This window comes from Ruegeria sp. CDSC052, assembly GCF_059610685.1.
In genome coordinates this window covers 40,682-61,853 of record NZ_JBXWOB010000018.1, presented here as the reverse complement: position 1 = coordinate 61,853, position 21,172 = coordinate 40,682, and the positions used below count along the sequence as shown (strand labels likewise).

General features: G+C 57.5%; 14 protein-coding genes. 8 read left to right on the top strand and 6 right to left on the bottom strand.

The window, feature by feature from the left end; translation table 11 throughout:
• Positions 1–207 precede the first annotated feature (207 nt).
• The 4 genes from AC2FIM_RS19315 to AC2FIM_RS19300 all read left to right on the top strand — a co-directional run bounded on the left by AC2FIM_RS19315 (position 208) and on the right by AC2FIM_RS19300 (position 6,919).
• Positions 208–1,089: a LysR family transcriptional regulator gene (locus AC2FIM_RS19315; protein ID WP_142640095.1), complete on the top strand. Its 882-nt coding sequence runs from the start codon at positions 208–210 to the stop codon at positions 1,087–1,089.
• Positions 1,090–1,174: 85 nt separating this feature from the next.
• Positions 1,175–2,878 (top strand): NAD(P)H-dependent oxidoreductase subunit E, encoded by a 1,704-nt coding sequence (locus AC2FIM_RS19310; protein ID WP_271952331.1) that lies wholly within the window; start codon positions 1,175–1,177, stop codon positions 2,876–2,878.
• Between the two features lie 13 nt (positions 2,879–2,891).
• Positions 2,892–5,675, top strand: a complete 2,784-nt coding sequence (fdhF, locus tag AC2FIM_RS19305; protein WP_496732282.1) for a formate dehydrogenase subunit alpha — start codon at positions 2,892–2,894, stop codon at positions 5,673–5,675.
• Positions 5,676–5,986: 311 nt separating this feature from the next.
• On the top strand, positions 5,987–6,919 hold the full coding sequence (locus AC2FIM_RS19300; RefSeq protein ID WP_271952328.1) for a LytTR family DNA-binding domain-containing protein: 933 nt from the start codon (positions 5,987–5,989) through the stop codon (positions 6,917–6,919).
• A 457-nt stretch (positions 6,920–7,376) separates the two neighbouring features.
• Here AC2FIM_RS19300 and AC2FIM_RS19295 read toward each other — a convergent pair whose 3' ends face one another.
• From AC2FIM_RS19295 to AC2FIM_RS19285, 3 genes are all read right to left on the bottom strand, one after another.
• Positions 7,377–11,450: a translocation/assembly module TamB domain-containing protein gene (locus tag AC2FIM_RS19295; RefSeq protein ID WP_496708347.1), complete on the bottom strand. Its 4,074-nt coding sequence runs from the start codon at positions 11,448–11,450 to the stop codon at positions 7,377–7,379.
• Positions 11,447–13,252, bottom strand: a complete 1,806-nt coding sequence (locus tag AC2FIM_RS19290; protein ID WP_496732280.1) for an autotransporter assembly complex protein TamA — start codon at positions 13,250–13,252, stop codon at positions 11,447–11,449. The genes AC2FIM_RS19295 and AC2FIM_RS19290 overlap by 4 nt, the downstream gene beginning before the upstream one ends.
• Before the next feature lie 156 nt (positions 13,253–13,408).
• Entirely contained in the window at positions 13,409–14,632 is a 1,224-nt protein-coding gene (locus tag AC2FIM_RS19285) for a urate hydroxylase PuuD (RefSeq protein ID WP_281973832.1), read from the bottom strand.
• 96 nt (positions 14,633–14,728) lie between these two features.
• Between AC2FIM_RS19285 and AC2FIM_RS19280 the strand changes: the two genes are divergently transcribed.
• Entirely contained in the window at positions 14,729–15,649 is a 921-nt protein-coding gene (locus AC2FIM_RS19280; RefSeq protein ID WP_281973831.1) for a LysR family transcriptional regulator, read from the top strand.
• 141 nt (positions 15,650–15,790) lie between these two features.
• Here the strand turns inward: AC2FIM_RS19280 and uraH are convergent, their stop codons facing one another.
• On the bottom strand, positions 15,791–16,147 hold the full coding sequence (uraH, locus tag AC2FIM_RS19275) for a hydroxyisourate hydrolase (protein WP_142640109.1): 357 nt from the start codon (positions 16,145–16,147) through the stop codon (positions 15,791–15,793).
• Between the two features lie 209 nt (positions 16,148–16,356).
• On the opposite strand from uraH, the gene puuE reads away from it, so the two are divergent.
• From puuE to AC2FIM_RS19260, 3 genes are all read left to right on the top strand, one after another.
• Positions 16,357–17,775: an allantoinase PuuE gene (puuE, locus tag AC2FIM_RS19270; protein WP_496708345.1), complete on the top strand. Its 1,419-nt coding sequence runs from the start codon at positions 16,357–16,359 to the stop codon at positions 17,773–17,775.
• Positions 17,772–18,254, top strand: a complete 483-nt coding sequence (locus tag AC2FIM_RS19265; RefSeq protein WP_496708344.1) for an ureidoglycolate lyase — start codon at positions 17,772–17,774, stop codon at positions 18,252–18,254. Before puuE ends, AC2FIM_RS19265 begins: the two co-directional genes overlap by 4 nt.
• Before the next feature lie 63 nt (positions 18,255–18,317).
• Positions 18,318–19,745: a nucleobase:cation symporter-2 family protein gene (locus tag AC2FIM_RS19260; RefSeq protein ID WP_142640116.1), complete on the top strand. Its 1,428-nt coding sequence runs from the start codon at positions 18,318–18,320 to the stop codon at positions 19,743–19,745.
• Between the two features lie 40 nt (positions 19,746–19,785).
• Here AC2FIM_RS19260 and AC2FIM_RS19255 read toward each other — a convergent pair whose 3' ends face one another.
• Both AC2FIM_RS19255 and AC2FIM_RS19250 read right to left on the bottom strand, forming a co-directional pair.
• A complete protein-coding gene (locus AC2FIM_RS19255) occupies positions 19,786–20,772 on the bottom strand; it encodes a type I glyceraldehyde-3-phosphate dehydrogenase (RefSeq protein ID WP_496708343.1) in 987 nt (328 codons plus the stop codon).
• A gap of 54 nt (positions 20,773–20,826) precedes the next feature.
• Complete coding sequence (locus AC2FIM_RS19250; RefSeq protein ID WP_142640120.1) at positions 20,827–21,147, bottom strand: hypothetical protein; 321 nt, start codon at positions 21,145–21,147, stop codon at positions 20,827–20,829.
• Between the last annotated feature and the right edge of the window lie 25 nt (positions 21,148–21,172).

The following is a 21,172-nucleotide window of genomic DNA, read 5'->3' as shown; positions in this document are numbered from 1 at the left end:
ACAGGTGCCCGAAGGTCTTCCTCTCAGCAATCGCCATCGCAGCTCTCGTCATCTATTGGCTATGAGTCCTGACCCTAAGGCCCAAACTTGGCATTACCAATGGTAATAAGGATCGGTTCGAGGAGGGGCCGGGTTTAACTCCTGCTTTCCGTATCCCAAGGAATTCCGCTAGTGTCGGCACCGACCTGATATGAGTGATGCCGCCACATGATCGAAATCCGCGACCTGCAACTGCTCAGCGCTTTGGCGCGGCACCGGCATTTTGCAAAGGCAGCCGAGGAATGCGGGATTTCCCAGCCTGCGTTTTCTATGCGTATTCGCAACCTAGAGGATCGGTTGGGCGTGTCCATCGTCCGCCGCGCCAACCGGTTTCAGGGCCTGACCGAAGAGGGCGAGATGATCGTCCAGCGGGCGCGGCGCATTCTGGACGACACCAAGGCCTTGGAACAGCAGGTGCAGGCGGCAAAGGGGGAAATCACGGGGACTCTGATACTGGGCGTGATCCCGACTGCAATCGCCTTTACGGGCCGGTTGATCAAGCGTCTACAGCAGGCGCATCCGCGCATCATCACTCGGATCGAAACGATGTCGGCTACGGCCATTCAACATCGGCTGGACGAAGGCAGTCTGGATGCGGGCATCACATATGGCGACAGTATCGGCACCGATTTGCGGCAGGTACAGTCGCTGTATGAAGAAACCTATGTCCTGTTGATCCCGTCTCATATGACAGACGAAACGGGGCCAATTCCCTGGGCGCGGGTCGCCGAATTTCCGGTCAGCCTGCTTGAACCGCAGATGCAGAACCGCCGCATATTAGACCGGATTTTCGCAGAACAGGGCCTGCATCCTCATGTGGTCGCGGAAACCAGCGGGTTCACTGCCTCAATGGTCATGGCGCGTGAGGGATTGGCGGCCACCGTGGTGCCACGCGTGTTAGTACGGGCGTTGGGGGATCTGAAGGGAACAAAGGTTCTGCCTTTGGTCGATCCGGTGGTCAGCAAACCTATCTGTCTGGCGACCCTGACACGCGATCCGGAACTGCCAACGGTTGGAGCGTTGCGCGCGGTGGTGACGTCTTTGCGGTGATAAGGTGTCGTTATCGTGCGATTGAAATATGCGATTTGACGATATGCTAGTCTGATGAGACACGGGGCCTGAATCGGAGGGCATCATGGCACCATTAGATACCAAGCCATCAGGCGCGCCAAAGGGCGTCTGGAAGTCAGGTAAAGGCAAGGGGCGGCACACGCCTAAAGGCCGTCAGTTCACGGATGAGGCGGCGGCCGAGATTGCGCGCTTGCTGGGGGATCGCCCCCGCCGTCGCGACTTTTTGATCGAATTTCTGCATCTGATTCAGGACGAACACAGCCATATCAGCGCTGACCACATTGCTGCGCTGGCCGTAGAGATGCGGATTGGTCAGGCTGAGATCTATGAGACCGCCACGTTCTATGCCCATTTCGATGTGGTGAAAGAGGATGAAACCCCGCCGCCCGCGCTGACCATCCGCGTCTGCGATTCCCTGTCCTGCGAAATGGCCGGTGCCCAGCAGTTGCAAAAGGCGTTGGAAGACGGTCTTGATCCTTCCAACGTCCGTGTCCTGCGTGCGCCTTGCATGGGTCGTTGCGATACTGCGCCTGTGCTGGAGATCGGGCATAACCATATCGACCATGCCACCCCTGAAAAGGTGCAGGCGGCGATTGCTGCGGATGATACCCACGCCCATCTGCCCGCCTATGAAACCTTTGCGGCATATGAAGCAAACGGCGGCTATGCAAAGCTGAAAGAGCTGCGCGAGAGCGGTGATTGGGAGAAAGTACAGGAAGACATCCTGTCCTCGGGCTTGCGCGGTCTGGGTGGAGCTGGCTTCCCGTCCGGCAAGAAATGGGGCTTCGTTCGCATGAACGAAGGCACCCGTTATCTGGCCGTGAATGGCGATGAAGGCGAGCCTGGCACGTTCAAAGATCGCTACTACCTTGAACGCACGCCGCATGTCTTCCTTGAAGGCATGCTAATAGCTGCCTGGGCGGTAGAGGCCGAGACCTGCTTTATCTATATGCGCGATGAATATCCGGCGGTGCTGGAAATTCTACGCCGCGAGATTGCCGAGCTGGAACAAGCTGGCCTGATTGAAAAGGGATATATCGATCTGCGCCGGGGCGCCGGTGCCTATATATGCGGCGAAGAATCCGCGATGATCGAGTCGATCGAAGGCAAGAAAGGCTTGCCGCGTCACCGGCCTCCGTTTGTGGCGCAGGTTGGGGTCTTTAACCGTCCGACCTTGGTGCACAATGTCGAGACGCTCTATTGGGTGTCGAAAATTTGCCGCGAGGGGCCGGAATGCCTCAACAGCACGGAAAAGAATGGGCGCACGGGTCTGCGCAGCTATTCGGTCTCGGGCCGGGTGGCGCAGCCGGGCGTCTATCTACTGCCCGCAGGGTCGACCATTGTGGATGTGATTGAGGCCGCTGGCGGCATGGCCGAGGGTCAGACTTTCAAGGCGTATCAGCCGGGTGGGCCGTCTTCGGGTCTGCTGCCTGCGTCGATGTATGATATCCCTCTGGACTTCGACACCTTGCAACCACACGGGACGTTTATCGGTTCCGCTGCTGTGGTGGTTCTGTCCGATCAGGATACGGCCCGCGATGCTGCGCTGAACATGTTGCGCTTCTTCGAGGATGAAAGCTGTGGCCAGTGCACGCCCTGCCGGGCGGGCTGTGAAAAGGCGGTCAAGCTGATGCAGGCTGACAAGTGGGATCAGGATCTGCTGGAAGATCTGTGCCAGGTCATGGGCGATGCCTCGATCTGCGGACTGGGGCAGGCGGCCCCGAACCCGATCCGCCTGGTCATGAAACATTTCGCTGACGAAATCTGAGGGAGACAGAGCCATGCTTGATGCAAGCCCAACCAAGACCGTCACCTTCAATCTGAACGGAAATGACGTCACCGTGCCCGAAGGCTGGACCATCTGGGAAGCCGCCAAGGGACAGGGGTTCACCATTCCGCACCTGTGTCATAAGCCGCAGCCGGGCTACAAACCCGACGGCAATTGCCGCGCCTGCATGGTCGAGGTGGAAGGCGAGCGCACTCTTGTCGCTTCGTGCATTCGCCCTGCGGCGGACGGCATGGTGGTGAAAACCGACAGCGACCGTGCCGAGAAATCGCGCGCAATGGTCATGGAATTGCTGGTCGCCGATCAACCCGAAGAGGCCCACGACAAATCCAGCCATTTCTGGGACATGGCCGAACTGAACGATGTCAGCGACAGCCGGTTCCCGGCCAAAGAGGTCGAGAAAATCCCGTTGCTGGATGACAGCCATATCGCGATGCGGGTTAATCTGGATGCTTGCATCAACTGCAACCTCTGCGTCCGGGCCTGCCGGGATGTGCAGGTCAATGATGTGATCGGGATGGCCGGGCGCGGTCACACCGCGCAGGTGGTGTTCGATCAGAACGACCCGATGGGCGATTCAACTTGTGTGGCCTGTGGTGAATGCGTTCAGGCCTGTCCGACCGGTGCCCTGATGCCTGCCACAGTGCTGGACGATCAGCAGCAGGGAGACAGCAAGGATTACGATAGCGAAACTGAAAGCGTCTGCCCGTTCTGTGGCGTCGGCTGCAAGGTCTCGCTGAAGGTCAAGGACGGCAAGGTCAAGTATGTCGAGGGCATCAACGGCCCGGCCAACGAAGGCCGCTTGTGCGTCAAAGGCCGCTTTGGTTTCGACTATATCCACCACCCACACCGCCTGACCAAACCGCTGATCCGGCGAGAAGATGCGCCTGCAAAAGGGTTGAATGTCGATCCGGGCAATCTGGGCACTCATTTTCGCGAGGCGACTTGGGAAGAGGCAATGGATCTGGCGGCCACCAAGCTGAAGGCGCTGCGTGATGAAGATCCGCGCAACGTCGCTGGCTTCGGCTCGGCCAAATGCACCAACGAAGAAGCCTATCTGTTCCAGAAGTTCATTCGCCAGGGCTTCAAACACAACAACGTCGACCACTGCACCCGGCTGTGCCATGCCTCGTCCGTGGCGGCGCTGATCGAGAACGTGGGCTCGGGCGCGGTGACCGCGACCTTTAACGAGGTTGAAAACTCGGACGTGGTTATCATCATCGGCGCCAACCCGATTGAAAACCACCCCGTGGCGGCAACCTACTTCAAGCAGTTCACCAAGCGCGGTGGCAAGCTGATCGTGATGGACCCACGTGGTGTCGGCATGCGTAAATTTGCTGATGAGATGCTGCAATTCCGCCCCGGTGCCGATGTCTCGATGCTGAACGCGATCATGAACGTGATCGTCGATGAAGAGTTGTATGACAGCCAGTATATCCACCGCTGGACCGAAAACTGGGAAGCCGAAAAAGAGCACCTGCGCGCTTTCACGCCTGAGGCGATGGCCCCGATCTGCGGTATCGAACCCGATCAGCTGCGCCGCGTGGCGCGCATCTTTGCACAGGCCAAGGCCGGGCTTATTTTCTGGGGTATGGGTGTCAGTCAGCATATCCACGGCACCGACAATTCGCGCTGCCTGATCTCGCTGGCGTTGATGACCGGCAACGTTGGTAAACCCGGCGCGGGCCTGCACCCGCTGCGCGGTCAGAACAATGTGCAGGGCGCGTCGGACGCGGGCCTGATCCCGATGTTCCTGCCCGATTACAAAACGGTGACCGATGACAACATCCGGGCACAGTTCACCTCGGTCTGGGGATCTGAGGATTTCTCGAACGAAAAAGGCCTGACCGTCACTGAAATCATCGATCAAGCATATGCGGGCAATATCAAGGGCATGTATATTCAGGGTGAAAACCCAGCCATGTCCGACCCCGATGTAGGCCACGCGCGGGACGCGCTGGCCAAGCTGGAGTTGATGATCGTGCAGGACATCTTCCTGACCGAAACGGCGAACTACGCCGACATCATCCTGCCTGCCTCGGCGCTGTATGAAAAGAACGGCACCGTGTCGAACACCAACCGTCAGGTACAACGAGTGCGTCCGGCTGTGGCGCCTCCGGGTGAGGCGCGCGAGGATTGGAAAATCACCGTCGAACTTGCGCAGCGCATTGGTCTGAACTGGTCTTATTCGGATGTGTCCGAAGTGTTTGCCGAGATGAAGCTGACCATGGCGTCGCTCGACAACATCACCTGGGAGCGGCTGGAGACCGAAACAATCACCTACCCGTCGCTGTCTGAGACCGATCCGGGCCAAGCGATTGTGTTTGGTGATGGCTTCCCTCGTGCCGATGGGCGGGCCAAGTTCACTCCTGCCAGTGTGATCCAGCCGGATGAAGCGCCGGATGAGGAGTATCCGATGATCGCCACCACGGGTCGTCAGCTTGAACATTGGCACACAGGGTCAATGACCCGCCGGGCCACGGTGCTGGATGCGGTTGAACCAGAGGCCAACTGTTCGATGAACCCACGTCAGCTAAAGCTGATGGGAATCGAACCGGGCGAGACCATTCGCCTGACCACCCGTCGCGGCTCGATCGAGATCATGGTGCGTGCCGACCGGGCGATTGCAGAGGACATGGTGTTCATCCCCTTTGCCTATGTTGAGGCGGCAGCGAATATCCTGACCAACTCGGCCATCGACCCTTATGGTAAAATCCCTGAGTTCAAATTCTCGGCCATTCGCGTTGAAAAGATCGAAGGCGTAATCGCGGCTGAGTAAGAGTGTCGGAGTAGAGTTTTTGAGGGCGGCCTTGCGAGGCCGCCCTTTTAGGTTTCCGTAACGTCAACGGGGAAATAGGCATTTCCCACTCAGCTTTGCGCCATTTGCGCCATATTTCTCTGGTTTCAGCAATTTTAAACCTAAGAAAACGCCACCAAGCGCCCATTTTGCGGTCGTGAGGTTAGGTCTTGATTGGGTTTGGAAACGAAATTGGGGAACCGATTGCGCAGGGCCCGAACCTGTGGGCAGTCGGGCCTAGGCGCCGAAGCCGAAATAGATGGTAGTAGTGCGATCAGAGCAACAAGGGCTGAATGAAACCGCAAGACGTGTATAACGATTTGAAACAGGCTGAGCTTTCGTTTGTCGTATTGCCGGGTATGTCGGTTGATGCGATCCTGAGCGAAGTCCTTAGTTTTTTCCTGTCCAGAAACTTCCTGATGTTTCTGCCCGCTTTGATGCTGTTGCTCCTTGGTGCGACGCCGTCATTGTTTGCTGAACCGCTAAACGGGCTGGGGCGATCGATCTATTGGATGTTCGGATTGCTGGGGTATATGGGTTCGGTGGTTCTGATGTTGCTTTTTGAGGCAGTCTGCAGCCGATATCTGGGCATCAAACGGTTTTTCACCCCGCTGACATGTTTTCCCGTTGCGTATGGGGCGATGAAGTTTGCCCAATTCGCAACGACAATGGTTTTCAGTACGTTTCTGTCTTTCAGCTTTGAAAACTCGCCGCTTTTGCTGCCTCAGTACTTTCTCGTCGTTGGAATTGAAGTGATCGTAATCGTTTGGGTTTTTCCACCTTATCTGGCCCGCCTGCGCGCCGGCGATCCGCAACCCGAGGACGAGCCGGATAGCAGAGTGGAATCCCGTGTTCCTGTGGCCAATGGTTTAGTGTCCGCCAATGGGCAAAATTTTTTGGCCAAGGATATCTTGTTCGTTCAGGCTCAGCAGCACTATGTCACCCTGCGTGTAGATGAAAAAGAAGTGCTGGTGCGTTCAACGTTCAAAGGCATCCTATCGCAAATGCCAGAATGCTATGGCCTACAGGTGCATCGGTCCTTTTGGGTTGCTAATCGGTGTGTGGATATTGCTAAAAGCCTGAATGAAGTCGGATATCTGGTTCTGGGCTGCGGCAAAAAGATCGCGATCGCCCGTAGCCGGCACGGCGCCGTGCGTGATTGGCTGTCCGAGATGGCGTCAGCGGAAAGCCCGGCAACAGTTAAAGCTTCACAACAACAAACCTGACATCGTTCGGCGGAAACATCCGGCTTATCGGTTCGTTTAGATAATCCACCTTCCCATCGCTGCTGGGTACAGAATACGCAGTGGATGGGAAGGTGGGCAGTTCAATATTTTTAGTAATGAAAAGATTTGAATTTTGATCTTTTGCTTTCCCCGATTTTGAGTTTTTCCCCCTCTATAATCAGGTCGTACTGGTCAACAAGTCACTCGATAAAGACGCCGCAAAACCAGGCGCTGCCTTCTTTTCCTGCATAGGCACGGACCTGGCAATGAAATTGGTACGAAACGTCAAAAATTCGAAACGAACGGCAATGAAAATTCGTGTCGCACGAAATGAATAGAGCGACTTGTGCATTCGCTGTCATGTTAAGAAATTGATAGTAAAGGGGTTAATGAAATTCCCTGCCTTCCTGTGATTTGGCCCGAAACTGTTGTCACAGATGCAGAGTTTCGCGCAGGATTAGTAGTCGCGCTCGAAAAAGACACCCAATCCCGTTTCCCCCCGCCCGTCAACGGTTCCGCGCATTGTGATATTATCGGTGACGTCCAGATTGAGGTTCACTTCGGTATTTCCTTCGGTGTTCACGTTGAAATCGGTATAGAGATTGTCACCCAGATACGCCCCGGCGCCCAAAATTCCGCCGCTTGACGTTGCTCCGATATCGACTGTGTCGACACCGGTCGACTCCCTCAGACCCTTGGTCGCATCCCCTCCTGCACCGCTGAGCTGCGCCAGCGAAGCCGCCATCTGGGCAATGACAAAGGGCGACAGCTCAGAGAAACGGTTGCCAAACAACAGCATGGCCAGCGCCTCTTCTGCTGGCCGTTCCGGATCCGAGAACACGTTGACCTCGGGGGCGTCCAGCGGCCCGGCGATTTCGATTGTAGCGGTCCCGTCCGAGGTGCTGTTTGATGATTCAAATTCGATATAGGGTGTCAAGTCGCCTTGTAGGGTCACGATCCCTTTTGTCAGGGCCAGCCTGCGGCCCAGAATGTCGAAATTGCCTCGGATTAGAGCGATCTGGCCCGAAGGAATGATCGAGGTTGTTGTTCCGCCTATGTACAGCTGTCCGCCGAGTTCGGCATTCACGCCTCGACCTCGGACAAACACGGCCTTGGGGGCGAGCAGAGCGATGTCCAGCGCAATACGGGAATCGCTTTGGGTGGCATCGTCCTGTTTTACCAAACGGGCACGTTCCCGAGTCCTATAGCTGGCCGCGTTTTCGTTGATATGTTCGATCTCTGGTATGGGCGCAGCGCCAACCGCACCCGAGGCGGCGGCGAGGTTAATATTGGTTTCTTCGAATGTAATTTGCCCGACTATTGTGCTGTTGCCGGCCAAAGCTCCGGTCATTGCGATTTGCCCGTTCAGGATCGTCTCGTACAAAAGCTGATCCGTCAGCACGAGACGATTGAGCGTGGTCGTAATTTGCGCATTGAACGGAGGCGTCAGGTCAATCGGGCCCGCGACGGTGAAATTACCCCCGGCGCGGGTTCCACCATTTAGGGAGATGTTGGCGCGGTTGTTGGCCAACTCGACCGCGCCGCTGATGCCGGTAATGGTCTGACCGGCACCCGGTATCGCCAACGAGGTTCCAGAGGTCGTGATCGACCCGCTGAGCGCCTCAAGCGAGGGTTGGCCATTCAAGCTAAGGTCGTACCGCGCAGTCCCGTCGATTTGGTTGGGGGTGATGAACAGGTTTGCGATACCGATATTAACCCCGCCTTGCGCCTGCAGATCGGCGTTTCCTGTGGTTTCATCGAACGTGCCCGAGATTTCGCCGGTGATCTGTGCCGGACCCTGCGCCGAAGAGTTGATGGTCCAGACGCCTGCCTCGCGCTTTGCGGTCCCATTGGCGGTGATTGTACCTGGAAAATCTGGGGCGAAACGCTCGACCTTGTTTAGCTCGGCGTCAAAGTCCAAGTCTGCCGATCCGTCAGAGCCGACCGACCCCGTCAGCGACGCGTATGAACTGTCCGGCCCACGCAAGCTGACTCTTCCTTCAAGGCCCGAAGCTGTTGGCGCGGCGTTGCCTTCCAGCGTCAGTGGTCCTGACAACGTCTTGGAAATCCGCGCCAGATCGTCCAGCTCTACCGAATAGCTCAGCCCTCCGGTCTCTTTGCTGACCTGACCCGAAGCGTCTGCGGTCAAGGCGGTGCCCCGCAGTTTGAAGTTTTGGACATTCAGACCCTGATCACTGTTTTCGGCATCGACACGCAGCGTCGTTCGACCTTCGATCAGTTTGTCGACGAGGCTGATGCCAATCTGGACGTCCTGCGCATCGACATCGCCGGCTATGTCGAAGGTCTGGCTGGACAAAGCTCCGTTGCCATTGATATCCGCGGTAACCGACCCGGCAAGATCCCGGCCCGCGAGATCCGAAAATAGCGAAAGATCAGGGACAGTCACCTGTGCCTGACCATCAAGAACTAGATTGTCGGTTGGGTCATTGATCGACGCGCTTACTTGTGCTGTCACGGCCCGTCCGTTGATGGTGGCTTTGCGTATGTCGATAAGGTCTCCCGTTTTCGCACCATCCCAGGTGATCACGGTTTTGCCTGCAAGCAGAGGATCGACTTCGGACATACCTGTCTGCAGATCCTGCGTCGTAATGCTGGCCGTGCCATCAAACTCTTGCGTCTGCAGGGTGCCTTTGCCGTCCATTTGTGCGCTGAGCGACCCGCCAAGCTGCCGCTGGGCCAGCCCGGAAAAGACCGAGAGGTCGGGCGCGTTGAGGCTGGCCTGACCGTCGATTGTCAGATTGCCATCAGGCGTGGTCACTTCGCCACTGGCCTGTGCCTGCGCGGCCTGACCGTTCAGTTTGAACTCGCGTATGGATATTCCATCCGCCCCACGACGAGCATCCAGAGCGATGGTGGTCTGGCCGGTGATTACGGGGTCGATATCGTCGCGACCGGTCGACAGGTTGTTGCCCTGAACAACAATTTTTCCGTCAAAGCTGCCCTCAAGCGGAGAGCCCTTGCCCTGAACCTCTGCCGACGCCGACCCTGCCAGTTCCAACTGGGCAAGGCCAGAGAACCGGGACAGGTCGGTGGCGTCCAGCGTAGCCTTGCCATCAACAGCCAATCCGCTGGTCAATCCACTGATCAGCGTGTCCAGCGACAGAGTGTAATCCGACCCGACCAGTTCGAAACCGGACAATGTCAACGACTGGTCGTCACCATACTCAAATTGCCCGTCCAGCGTGATGCGATCTCCGACGGCTGTATTCAGGTTCGGATCGGTCAGATCAATGCCCGTGACGCTGGCTTGCAGATCGCCGTTCACCGTAAATCCAAGGGTCTGATCGAGCACGCCTTGCGCGATAATTTGCATGCTCTCAAGTTCGGCTTGGGGGGATTTGAACTTATCTGCTGTCAGGCTAAGATCCCAGAGATTGCCATTTTTCTGATCAAACAAGGTCGAGATCTGCGCGGACTTGATCGTTTTGTCACCACCGCCAACCGGAAGCGTGACCGCCTGTCCCTGCGGAGGGGTAATGCGTCCCTGCAAGGCGGCAAACTGCAATGTGCCACCTTCGGCAAGGGCCAACTTCCCTTCAAGGTTCAGGGCCTGCGTTGCAAGCTGAAGATCGGACAGGTCCAGCGCCCCTTCGGGCAGGGTCTGACCCTGCACGAACAGCCGCGAGTCCGTCCCGAAAAACGGGTCGATGGCAGGGCCGACGAAGGGTGTCAGGTCTCCGTTCAGATCGGCGGTAAATGCTATGCCTTCCGCAGTGTCGTCAGGGGCCGAACCAAGCCGAACCTGCCCAGCCAGACGCTGCTGCCCGTCACTGCTCAGCCCGATATCGGCGGTGAAATCCGTCAGCGGTCCGGCACCTTTTGCCGTCAGCTCGATCGTTGGGCTGTCGGGAATGTTCAAAGCGGTCGAAATAAGCCCGCCGGATGCCTCGGCCACGTTCAGGTCCAGATTGATCTCGCTTGTCGAGTTGTCGAACCCGGCGGTCAGTGTGATCTCATCTCCGGCACGATCCAGCCGCACCACGTCGAGATTGGTGTCCAGCGTTCCATCAGCAAGCGACAGATTGCCGGTGACGGATAAGTCGGCGGCTACCCCAATCAGTGGCTGCCCCAGCGACAGCTGATCCACGCGGATTTCGCCGATTTCAACTGCGACAGGCAGCTCGGGCAGCTGGAATGTCTGGGTTTCCGCAGAGGGAGGAGGGGCATCTTTGGTTGTGGTGCCCGGCGCACGGGCTACGTCGATCTCTTGCGCTGTCAGCGCATTGACCGAGAACCGCCCACGTATCAGGGCCAGTCTGTTCCAATCCAGTTCGGCATCTTTGATGGTCAGCCAGACGCCCTCATCATCCGATACCGTGATCTCTGCGATTGTGGCCCGTGCGCTGAGGGCGCCTTGCAAGCCTTTGACGGTTACGTTCTGATCATCACCGGACAGGGTATCCTGCAGAAACTGCTCTAGCATACTGCCGCCTTCGTCCTGCGCCAGAACGGGGTAGGGCACCCACAGCAGAAAAGCCGCCAAAACTGGATATGAGAAACGATGTGTCAAAATGCCTGACCAATTCCGATGTAAAACTGCAATCCGTCCCCGGTGCCGCCCTGAACGGGAAGGGCGAGATCAAGACGCAGGGGGCCAAAACCACCGAGGTCATATCTGATACCAAGCCCGGCGCCGGAATGGCTCTCTGCAGCGCTGCTGACAAAAGAGGACGTGTCGACAACGCCATAATCATAAAACCCGACCAGCGATATTGTCTCGGTGATTTTGCCGCGAACTTCGCCAGATAGACCGAGGAAAGACTTGCCGCCAGCAACCTCATTGCCAACAGGAATGCCGAGGCTTTCATAGGGCTGACCGCGCACAGTGCCCGCACCGCCCGAAAAGAACAGGAAATCGGGTGTGACCCCGTCCAAGGCGGGTCCTACAATCGACCCAATCTGGACCCGTCCGGCCAGCACGAGACGACCTTGCGTCCGCAGACTGGTATAGGCACGCGCGTCCGCAAACATCCTGAGGCCTGTTTCTGTGTCGGACAGGCCGACAAATGGCATCACACGGGCATCCAGGTAATAGCCGCTGGTGGCGCTGACCTTGCTGTCCCTCTCATCCCATTCCGATCGGAACGGCAGGATGAAATAGCGGAACTTACGCCCGTCGCCATAGGCGTCATCCGCATCCGACCACTGAAACCCGACGGATGCTTCGGCGTATAGGCGGTCTGAAAATGTGCGTCTTGCACCATAGGCCAGTGACGTCACAGTCACGTTGTAATTATCGGTGTTGCGACGTTCCAGAAGGGCGCTCCAGAACGTGCTGTCATCGGGGCCCAGCCGGTCGGGCTGATCCAGCCGCAGCCCGATGCGCCCGTCCAGATCCTCGGCCCCGCCAATATTGCGCAACGATGCCTCAAACCGCAGCCGTTGGGCGCGGCGGAACACGTTGCGATGCGTCCAGGTCGTCGACAGCTCCATCCCATCGCGCGAGGCCACTTCCAAACCGAAGGTCAGGCGGCGTTTGGGCATGTCTTCAAGATAGACATCGAAATCCAGGGAGCCATCAGGGTTGGGAGTGTCGTGCTCTTCGATCGAGACAATATTAAACGTGCCGGTGCGGCGAAGCCGGGTTCCGACCTTTTGCACCTGCTGGGGGGAATACACCTCTCCGGTTGGGAAGCCGGCGATTTGTTCGACGGACCTGTGGCGAACATCGCTGTCGCCTTTGATGTACATTTTTCCAAAGCTCAGACGCGGTCCCGGGGCGAGGTCAATGCGGGAATCCAGCTTTGCCTGGGCGTGGCGGGCAATGACTTTCTGGCCGCTGACCTCGGCCTTGGCATGACCAGCGTCACGCCATCCCTGCACGCCTGCTGACGCGGCTTGCTGAATGGCGCCGGTGGTGGCCAGTTTGCCCGACGCATAGTCTTCGGGAAGAACCGTTTCGGTCGCGATTGGCCGGACCACCGCCTGGCCAAATGTGAAGGTTGGGCCGGTTTTAACAGCAATCACGATTTTGTTGATCTGATTGGGCACGTTGAGTGAACTGAGTTCCGCCGCCTCTTTCCCGTCCAGTTTAATGCTGACGACGGGACTGAAATAGCCTTCGTCATAGAGGATCTGAACAATGGTGGTATAGTCCGACAGGGCCGCTGACAAAAGTTCAAGCGGCGTGTCCAGCCCGCGGGATTCTGCGGTTGTCACCGATGCGGTATCTTCGATCCGTTCAACCAGCGCTTTCGGAGCGCCCGGTGCCGTGAGGACGGTTTCCAATGCGGCCAGCGATGTGGGCAATGTGGCGACGACTATTCCGAACAGACAATTTCTCACAAAGCTGCATTGTCTTATTCGCTGCATCTATTGGCTCCAGCTGCCCCAACTAGAAATTAATTTCGGCGCCTTTTCGGATGTGGCGGCCCCTTAAGGATAGTTAGAACATCTGTAATCGTGTAGGGGAAGCGTTTATCGTTTGGCCAAGAAAATTAACGGAACAAGTGATGGCTCAGTGCCAGTTCAAAGGCCAGCATTGCGGAACCAGCGAATGATCGCCGCGCGATCTTCCGGTTCCATATAGGTGACATTTGCGGGTGGCATGGCGTGACTGACACCGGCCTGCAGGTAAATCTGTTTCGCATTGCGGGCGATGTCACCTTGGGTTTCCAGAAGAATGCCCTTTGGCGCCCACAGGATGCCGTCCCAAACCGGTTCGCGCGCATGGCACATGGAACAGCGCCCCAGAACGACATCATGTGCCTGTTCGAACCCGTCTGCTTCAGCGTATTTCTGCTCAAAAGCGGTGAGCGGCTGCGCCTCGGCCTCCTCCAGAGGTTTGTACATAGGCGCGGTGGACAGCCACATGATGGCGATGAATAGCAGAGCGGTCACCAGCCACGTCCAGGTCGGATCACCGGCGCGGGCGTGGCGTGTATTGAAGTAGTGACGGATTGTGACACCCATCAGAAATACCAGCGCCGCAATGATCCAGTTGTATTGGGTGGCAAAGGCCAGCGGGTAGTGGTTCGAAAGCATCAGGAAAACCACAGGCAAGGTCAGATAGTTGTTATGAGTCGAACGCAACTTGGCGATCTTGCCGTATTTCGGGTCCGGGGTGCGGCCATTCTTAAGGTCGTCTACGACGATGCGCTGGTTCGGCATGATGATGAAGAATACATTCGCTGTCATGATCGTGGCGGTGAATGCGCCCAGATGCAGCATCATCGCGCGCCCGGTGAATATCTGGTTGTACCCCCAGCCCATCACCACCAGCAGGACAAACAGCAGCACCATCAGTAATGTTGGGCGCTCACCCAGACCGGATTTGCACAGGAAGTCGTAGATAAGCCAGCCCATAGTCAACGAGGCAGCCGAGATCAGAATGCCCTGCCACAGCGCCAGATCGGCCTTTTGGGCATCAATCAGATAAAGCTCTCCACCAACCCAGTAGACGATCATCAACAGCGCAGCTCCGCTAAGCCAGGTGGCATAGCTTTCCCATTTGAACCAGGTCAGATGATCCGGCATCCGCTCGGGTGCGACGAGGTATTTCTGAATATGGTAAAAGCCGCCGCCATGTACCTGCCATTCTTCCCCGTCGGCGGGGCCGGGGATATCCCGGTTCAGGCCAAGGTCCAGAGCGATGAAGTAAAAGGATGATCCGATCCAGGCGATAGCAGTGATTACGTGCAGCCAGCGCACAGCAAATGCCATCCAATCCCAGAACACGGCGAATTCAAACATGAGAGTTCTCTCCAGTAGGTTATAGTCACCCTAGGCAAACTGGCTTTTCTTCGGTATTCCCGTATATTGTCAAACTGTATCAAAAAAAACGATAAGATGTCCTATCTCGACAATATTCGCACCTTCGTTCGTGTCTATGATCTGGGCAGCATGTCTGCTGCCGGGAGGGATTTGCGTGTTTCACCGGCGGTGACTTCGGCGCGAATATCGCAGCTTGAGGATCATTTGGGCGTGCGTCTGTTTCAGCGGACTACACGTAACCTCAGCCCGACCGAGCAGGGACGTGCGTTTTACCCCGGAGCGGTTGCGGTCCTGGATGCCGTAGATGAAGCCGAGGCGCAGGTTGTTCACCTGACCGAAGCCCCCCGCGGGTCACTGTTCGTAGCCGCGCCTTTGGGCGTCGGGCGCAGGTTATTAGCCCCACATGTGCCGGATTTTCTCTCGGAATACCCCGAAATTGATGTGCGATTGCGCCTGACCGACAGGTCAGTGGACCTGACGACCGAAGGATTGGATCTGGCCTTTTTCATTGGTCAGCCCGAGGACAGCACCCTGCGTATTCGCAAGATCGCGGATTGCGCGCGGGTTCTGTGTGCCGCACCGGACTATGTAAAACGCAGGGGGATGCCGCAAAACGGAGCCGATCTTGTGTCCGACAAGCACGAGTGTCTTAACCTGCGGTATCCCGGCGCCGCAGAGTTTCAGTGGATGCTGGAAACTCCAGACGGGCCAAGACGTTATGCCGTGTCGGGCCGGTTTGAATGCGATGACGGAGATGTTTTGACCGATTGGGCGTTGTCAGGGCAGGGGATCGCGATGAAACCTGTGTTTGAGGCAGCGGAACATCTCAAGGCAGGACGTCTGGTGGTGGTTGCAAAGGAGACACCTCCTGTCTCTGTTCAGATGGCGTGTCTCTATACCCATCGACGTCACCAGGATCCCAAGGCGCGTTTGTTCATGGATTTCATGATCGCGCGAATTGGCAAGGTTGTGCAAAACTCGGACATCAACGGTTAGCAAAGGCTCCCGGCCGCGCGTAAATTTTCTCGAAGGGCTGTAACCGTCACTATCCGCGCCGCGCCCAACGGGTGCGGCGCCCGGCTCAACAGGAGGAGGCCCGGCAGGGGCGATCGACGGGCGGAAGGTTCGCCCGGTCAGTTAGCTGCCACGATACGTGGAGTAGCTGTATGGCGAAAGCAAGAGCGGCACATGATAGTGGGCGTCTGCTTCAGACATACCAAACCTGATTGGAATCTCATCCAGGAACAGCGGTTCGTCATCCGCCTGGCCAGAGGCACGCAGATAGTCACCCGCACTGAAAACAAGCTCGTATTCCCCGGTTTCAAAGTTTGCTTGCGGTAGTATTGGGCTGTCTGTTCGCCCGTCTGCATTGGTCAGCATCTCAGCCAGTTTGTGGCGTCCGTCCTGGGTAATCGCGTACAGAGCAATTTTCAGCCCCTCTGCGGGACAGCCCTTGGCGGTGTCCAGAACATGGGTTGTCAGGTATCCTGCCACGCGTTTCTCCTCATATTCCGATCACCGCAACGAGTGGCTGTTGAAAACCGCAAACTGCAATCGAGTATTGTTTGACGCAGTCTGGGGCGAAACCCGAGACTTTGGGAATGCCGAAAGAAAAGGAAACAGCGTTCGGATTGATTTGATAATACTGCATCCAATTCTGCGGTAAAGCGTAGGTAGTGTAACACAACTGAGACGGAACATTCATGCAGCCCCCTCGCTATCCCCGTGACATGATCGGATACGGAGCCAACCCGCCAAACGCCCAGTGGCCTGGCGGAGCAAATCTGGCCGTTCAGATTGTGCTGAACTACGAAGAGGGTGGCGAGAACTGCGTGCTTCACGGTGATGCCGCGTCCGAGGCCTTTCTGTCCGAGATTGTCGGCGCAGCGCAATGGCCAGACCAGCGTCATTGGAACATGGAATCGATCTATGAATATGGGTCGCGGGCAGGGTTCTGGCGTCTGCACCGCTTGATGAAGGACTTGCCCATAACCGTTTACGGTGTTGCGTCGGCGCTGGCACGGTCGCCCGATCAAGTTGCCGCCATGAAAGACGCAGGTTGGGAGATCGCAAGTCACGGCCTGAAATGGGTCGAACACAAGGATATGTCTGAGGCGGAAGAGCGCGCTCAAATAGAAGAGGCTATCCGCCTGCATACCGAGGTCGTGGGGGAACGTCCCTATGGTTGGTATACCGGCCGGTGTTCCGAGAACACCGTGCGTCTGGTGGCCGAAGAGGGGGGCTTTGCCTATGTGGCGGACACCTATGCGGATGATCTGCCCTATTGGATGCAGGTCTCTGGCCGGGACCAGTTGATCGTACCATATACGCTCGATTGTAACGATATGCGCTTTGCAACGCCGCAAGGTTTCAATTCGGGCGATCAGTTCTATTCCTATCTCAAAGACAGTTTCGACGCGCTTTATTCCGAGGGTGAAGCCGGTGCGCCCAAGATGTTGTCGATTGGTCTGCATTGCCGCCTGATCGGTCGTCCAGGTCGGGTCATGGCGCTGAAACGGTTTCTGGATTATGCGCGTGGGCACTCGGATGTCTGGTTCGCGACCCGTCTGGAGATCGCCCAGCATTGGGCAGCGCAGCACCCGCCTGTATCAGGTCCAAAGCCGTCAGAAATGGCGCGGGACGCTTTCGTAGCCGCTTATGGCGGGATCTTTGAACATTCGGCGTGGATTGCAGAGCGCGCCCATGGGCTGGAACTCGGCGCGGCTCACGATACTGCCGGCGGGTTGCACAACGCACTGACGCGCATGTTCCGTTCGGCCTCTGATGAGGAGCGGTTGGGCGTGCTGACCGCGCACCCGGATCTGGCAGGCAAGCTGGCACAGGCCAAGCAACTGACGCAGGAAAGCACGGCGGAACAATCCTCGGCGGGGCTGGATGCGTTGACGGATGCCGAACGCGATGCCTTCACCGATCTGAATAGGCGCTACACCGACAAGTTCGGATTTCCCTTCATTATCGCTGTGCGCGATCATGACAAAGCCTCTATCCAGCAGGCGTTTCAGCGGCGGATAGATCAGGACCGGGACACAGAATTCGCCGAGGCCTGCCGACAGGTCGAGCGTATTGCCGAATTCCGCCTGAGGGATGTGCTGCCTTCATGAAACAGATCCGGACTGTTCCTTTAACGCCTGACGCTTTTGCCCCGTTCGGAGATGTGATCGAGGCATCGGGCGACCCGGACAAGATCATCAACCAGGGCCAGTGCGGGCGTTTTCATGACCGGGCGGCCCTTGATTTCGCGGGCGGCCGCGCCGGGATCAGCCTGTTCAACGCCAACCCCCGAACCCTGCCGTACCAGTTGGATATGGTTGAACGGCATCCTGATGGCAGTCAGGCCTTTGTTCCCATGACCCATCAACCCTTTCTGGTCATTGTTGCACCAGATGTTGACGGGCAGCCGGGCGAGCCGTGTGCCTTTGTCACCCGGCCCGGTCAGGCGGTGAATTATCATCGTGGGACGTGGCACGGCGTTTTGACACCGTTGCATGGCCCTGGATTGTTCGCCGTTGTTGATCGGATCGGCGATGGGCCCAACCTGGAAGAATACTGGTTCGATCCCCCTTTTCAGGTGGTGTCGTAGCCAAATGAAGCCGCAGCATAAGCGGTAAGACCCCCGTGAATCTGACAGAGAGGACAGTAACTCATGGCTGACACTTCAATAGGGACACCCGAACAGCTTCGGGATCCAAATTATACCCCGGCGCTGCACAAGGCAGTTCCGCTGGGCATTCAACATGTTCTGGCGATGTTCGTTTCGAACGTGACGCCTGCGATCATCGTTGCAGGGGCCGCCGGGTTCGGGTTCGGTTCGAACTCCCCCGATTTTCCCGAACTGCTGTACCTGATCCAGATGTCGATGCTGTTTGCCGGCGTCGCGACCTTGCTGCAAACGGTGACGATTGGCCCGGTAGGAGCGGCTTTGCCTATTGTTCAGGGCACCAGCTTTGCGTTTCTGCCGATCATGATCCCGCTGGTTGCTGGCAAAGGCGTCGATGGTCTGGCCGCATTATTTGGCGGTGTCATTATCGGTGGGGTGTTCCATGCCCTGCTGGGCACGGTGATTGGCAAGATCCGTTTTGCCTTGCCACCTCTGGTCACAGGCCTTGTGGTGACAATGATTGGTCTGGCGTTGGTCAAGGTCGGCATTCAATACGCCGCCGGAGGGGTTCCGGCCATTGGAACGCCTGAATACGGCTCGGCGCTGAACTGGTCGGCTGCTTTGGTCGTGGTTGTGGTAACGCTGGGGCTGAAGTTCTTTACCCGCGGAATGCTTTCGGTTTCTGCCGTTCTGATTGGTCTTGCGGTTGGGTATGTCTATGCCCTGATGGTTGGCATGATCACGTTTGAGGCAATCGGAACAAGCTGGAGCCGCGCTGCAACTTTCGCCCTGCCTGTGCCCTTCAAGTATGGGTTCGAGTTCTCATTCGCCGCCATAATCGGGTTCTGTCTGATGGCCTTCGTCTCGGCGGTTGAGACGGTGGGCGATGTCTCGGGCGTGACCAAAGGTGGCGCCGGGCGCGAAGCCACGGACAAGGAAATCACCGGCGCGACCTATGCGGACGGCTTCGGCTCGGCGCTGGCGGGCGTGTTTGGCGGCTTGCCCAACACGTCGTTCAGCCAGAATGTCGGGCTGATCGCCATGACCGGCGTCATGAGCCGCAATGTCGTCACCATCGGTGCCTTGTTCCTGATCCTGTGCGGTCTGGTGCCCAAGGTTGGCGCTATCATTCGCACCGTTCCGATCGAAGTACTGGGCGGTGGCGTCATCGTCATGTTCGGGATGGTTGTCGCCGCGGGTGTTTCGATGTTGTCCGATGTGGATTGGAATCGGCGCAACATGGTGATCTTTGCCATTGCGCTGTCAATCGGGTTCGGCCTGCAGCTCGAGCCGGGTGCGGTGCAACACTTGCCCGATACTCTGGGCATCCTGATGAAAAGCGGGCTGCTGCCTGCGGCTCTGATCGCCATCGTGCTGAATCTGATCCTGCCGGATGAGTTGGCCGATGAGGCAACCGAAGAAGTTTCGGGCGGCATGTCGGGGCACGGGTCGGGCAGCCTTCCCGGCAAGTAACCAAATGAAAATCGGCGGATCGCGTTAGGTCGCGGTCCACCTATGTGTCGGCCATCAAACGAGCGACATCCAGCATGCGGGCTGAAAACCCCCATTCATTGTCATACCAGCCAAAAACACGAACCTGAGTTTCCCCGATCTGCCGGGTTTCTGGCCCTGCAATGATCAGAGATTCCGGCCGCGTCCGCAAATCGGACGACACCAGCGGCTCATCCGTCCAACCCAGAACGGGAGACTCTGCAACGGCTGCACGTAGGGCGGCTTCAAAATTGCAGGCGCTCAGGCCGCGCTTCAGCGTCACAATCAGATCAACCGCGGAAACGCTTGCCGTAGGCACCCTGACCGCCGCGCCCGAGATGCGCCCGGCCAGATGGGGCAGGACTTCGTCTATCAAGTGCATAGCGCTGGTGGTGGTCGGGACCATCGACAGCGCTCCGGCGCGTGACCGTGCCAGATCACCACGCGGAGCGTCGATCATCGGCTGGCTGTTGGTGTAGCAGTGGATGGTGGTCATATGGCCCGACGCGACACCAGCGATCCCGTCCAGAACCTTGACCAGCGGAGCCAGCCCGTTGGTGGTGCAAGAGGCATTTGACACGATCCGCGCATTGCCCAGATGATCCTCATTTGCGCCCAGAACGATTGTGGCCTCGGTCGCGGGCGAGGGGCCGGAAATCAGTACTTTCCTTGCCCCTGCGGTCAGGCCTTGACTGGCAACATCCGATGTCCGGGCAACGCCGGTGCAGTCCATCAGGACATCTACACCGGACAGATCAACCCGGCTTAGGTTGGGGCTGTGTGTAACAGGAATAGCGTGCCCATCGACAACCAGTTGCGCAGTTCCCTGTTCCACTTTGCCCGGATAGGGCCCAAAAGTGCTGTCGTACTTGAACAGATAGGCGCAGGTCTCTAGCGGTGCGATGTCGTTGATCAGCACCAGTTCGATGTCGTGACCGAGCGGCATCGCCAGAAGCTGCCGCAAAATCGTGCGGCCGATGCGGCCGAATCCGTTAATTGCGAGTTTCATGCGCAAGCTATGGCAGTGGCTTGGATCAACCTCAATGCCAGTTTCCTTTCCGAGTCAGTTACAGCTGACCTGTGAAAAGAACTGGCCCGAGATGTTCTGGTACATGCTGGCCACAATCGGCTTGCACCCGGTTGCCTGCTGAATAGCCGCGATGGCCTGAATAGTGCGCAGCCGGGGCGGGGGGCCGAATGGGTTGAGATTGTTGTTATCACGTGTGGCACGGTATACGACCGGAGCTTCCGAAACCTGGGTAATGGCCCAGGTGCGGCTCATGACGTTGACGGTATTTGTCTCTTTGGCGGTTGCAGGGGTCACATCCAGGGCCGTCAGGCCGATTGCAGCCGCCAGTGCCAGCGTTACATTGCGCAGTGCCATCGTACAATCTCCTGAACTAAAACCG

Excerpts from the sequence above, each read along its gene's own strand:
- AC2FIM_RS19315 (WP_142640095.1), top strand. The coding sequence starts at position 208 with ATGATCGAAATCCGCGACCTGCAACTGCTCAGCGCTTTGGCGCGGCAC.
- AC2FIM_RS19310 (WP_271952331.1), top strand. The coding sequence starts at position 1,175 with ATGGCACCATTAGATACCAAGCCATCAGGCGCGCCAAAGGGCGTCTGG.
- fdhF (WP_496732282.1), top strand. The coding sequence starts at position 2,892 with ATGCTTGATGCAAGCCCAACCAAGACCGTCACCTTCAATCTGAACGGA.
- AC2FIM_RS19300 (WP_271952328.1), top strand. The coding sequence starts at position 5,987 with ATGAAACCGCAAGACGTGTATAACGATTTGAAACAGGCTGAGCTTTCG.
- AC2FIM_RS19290 (WP_496732280.1), bottom strand. The coding sequence starts at position 13,252 with ATGCAGCGAATAAGACAATGCAGCTTTGTGAGAAATTGTCTGTTCGGA.
- AC2FIM_RS19285 (WP_281973832.1), bottom strand. The coding sequence starts at position 14,632 with ATGTTTGAATTCGCCGTGTTCTGGGATTGGATGGCATTTGCTGTGCGC.
- AC2FIM_RS19280 (WP_281973831.1), top strand. The coding sequence starts at position 14,729 with ATGTCCTATCTCGACAATATTCGCACCTTCGTTCGTGTCTATGATCTG.
- puuE (WP_496708345.1), top strand. The coding sequence starts at position 16,357 with ATGCAGCCCCCTCGCTATCCCCGTGACATGATCGGATACGGAGCCAAC.
- AC2FIM_RS19265 (WP_496708344.1), top strand. The coding sequence starts at position 17,772 with ATGAAACAGATCCGGACTGTTCCTTTAACGCCTGACGCTTTTGCCCCG.
- AC2FIM_RS19260 (WP_142640116.1), top strand. The coding sequence starts at position 18,318 with ATGGCTGACACTTCAATAGGGACACCCGAACAGCTTCGGGATCCAAAT.
- AC2FIM_RS19255 (WP_496708343.1), bottom strand. The coding sequence starts at position 20,772 with ATGAAACTCGCAATTAACGGATTCGGCCGCATCGGCCGCACGATTTTG.
- AC2FIM_RS19250 (WP_142640120.1), bottom strand. The coding sequence starts at position 21,147 with ATGGCACTGCGCAATGTAACGCTGGCACTGGCGGCTGCAATCGGCCTG.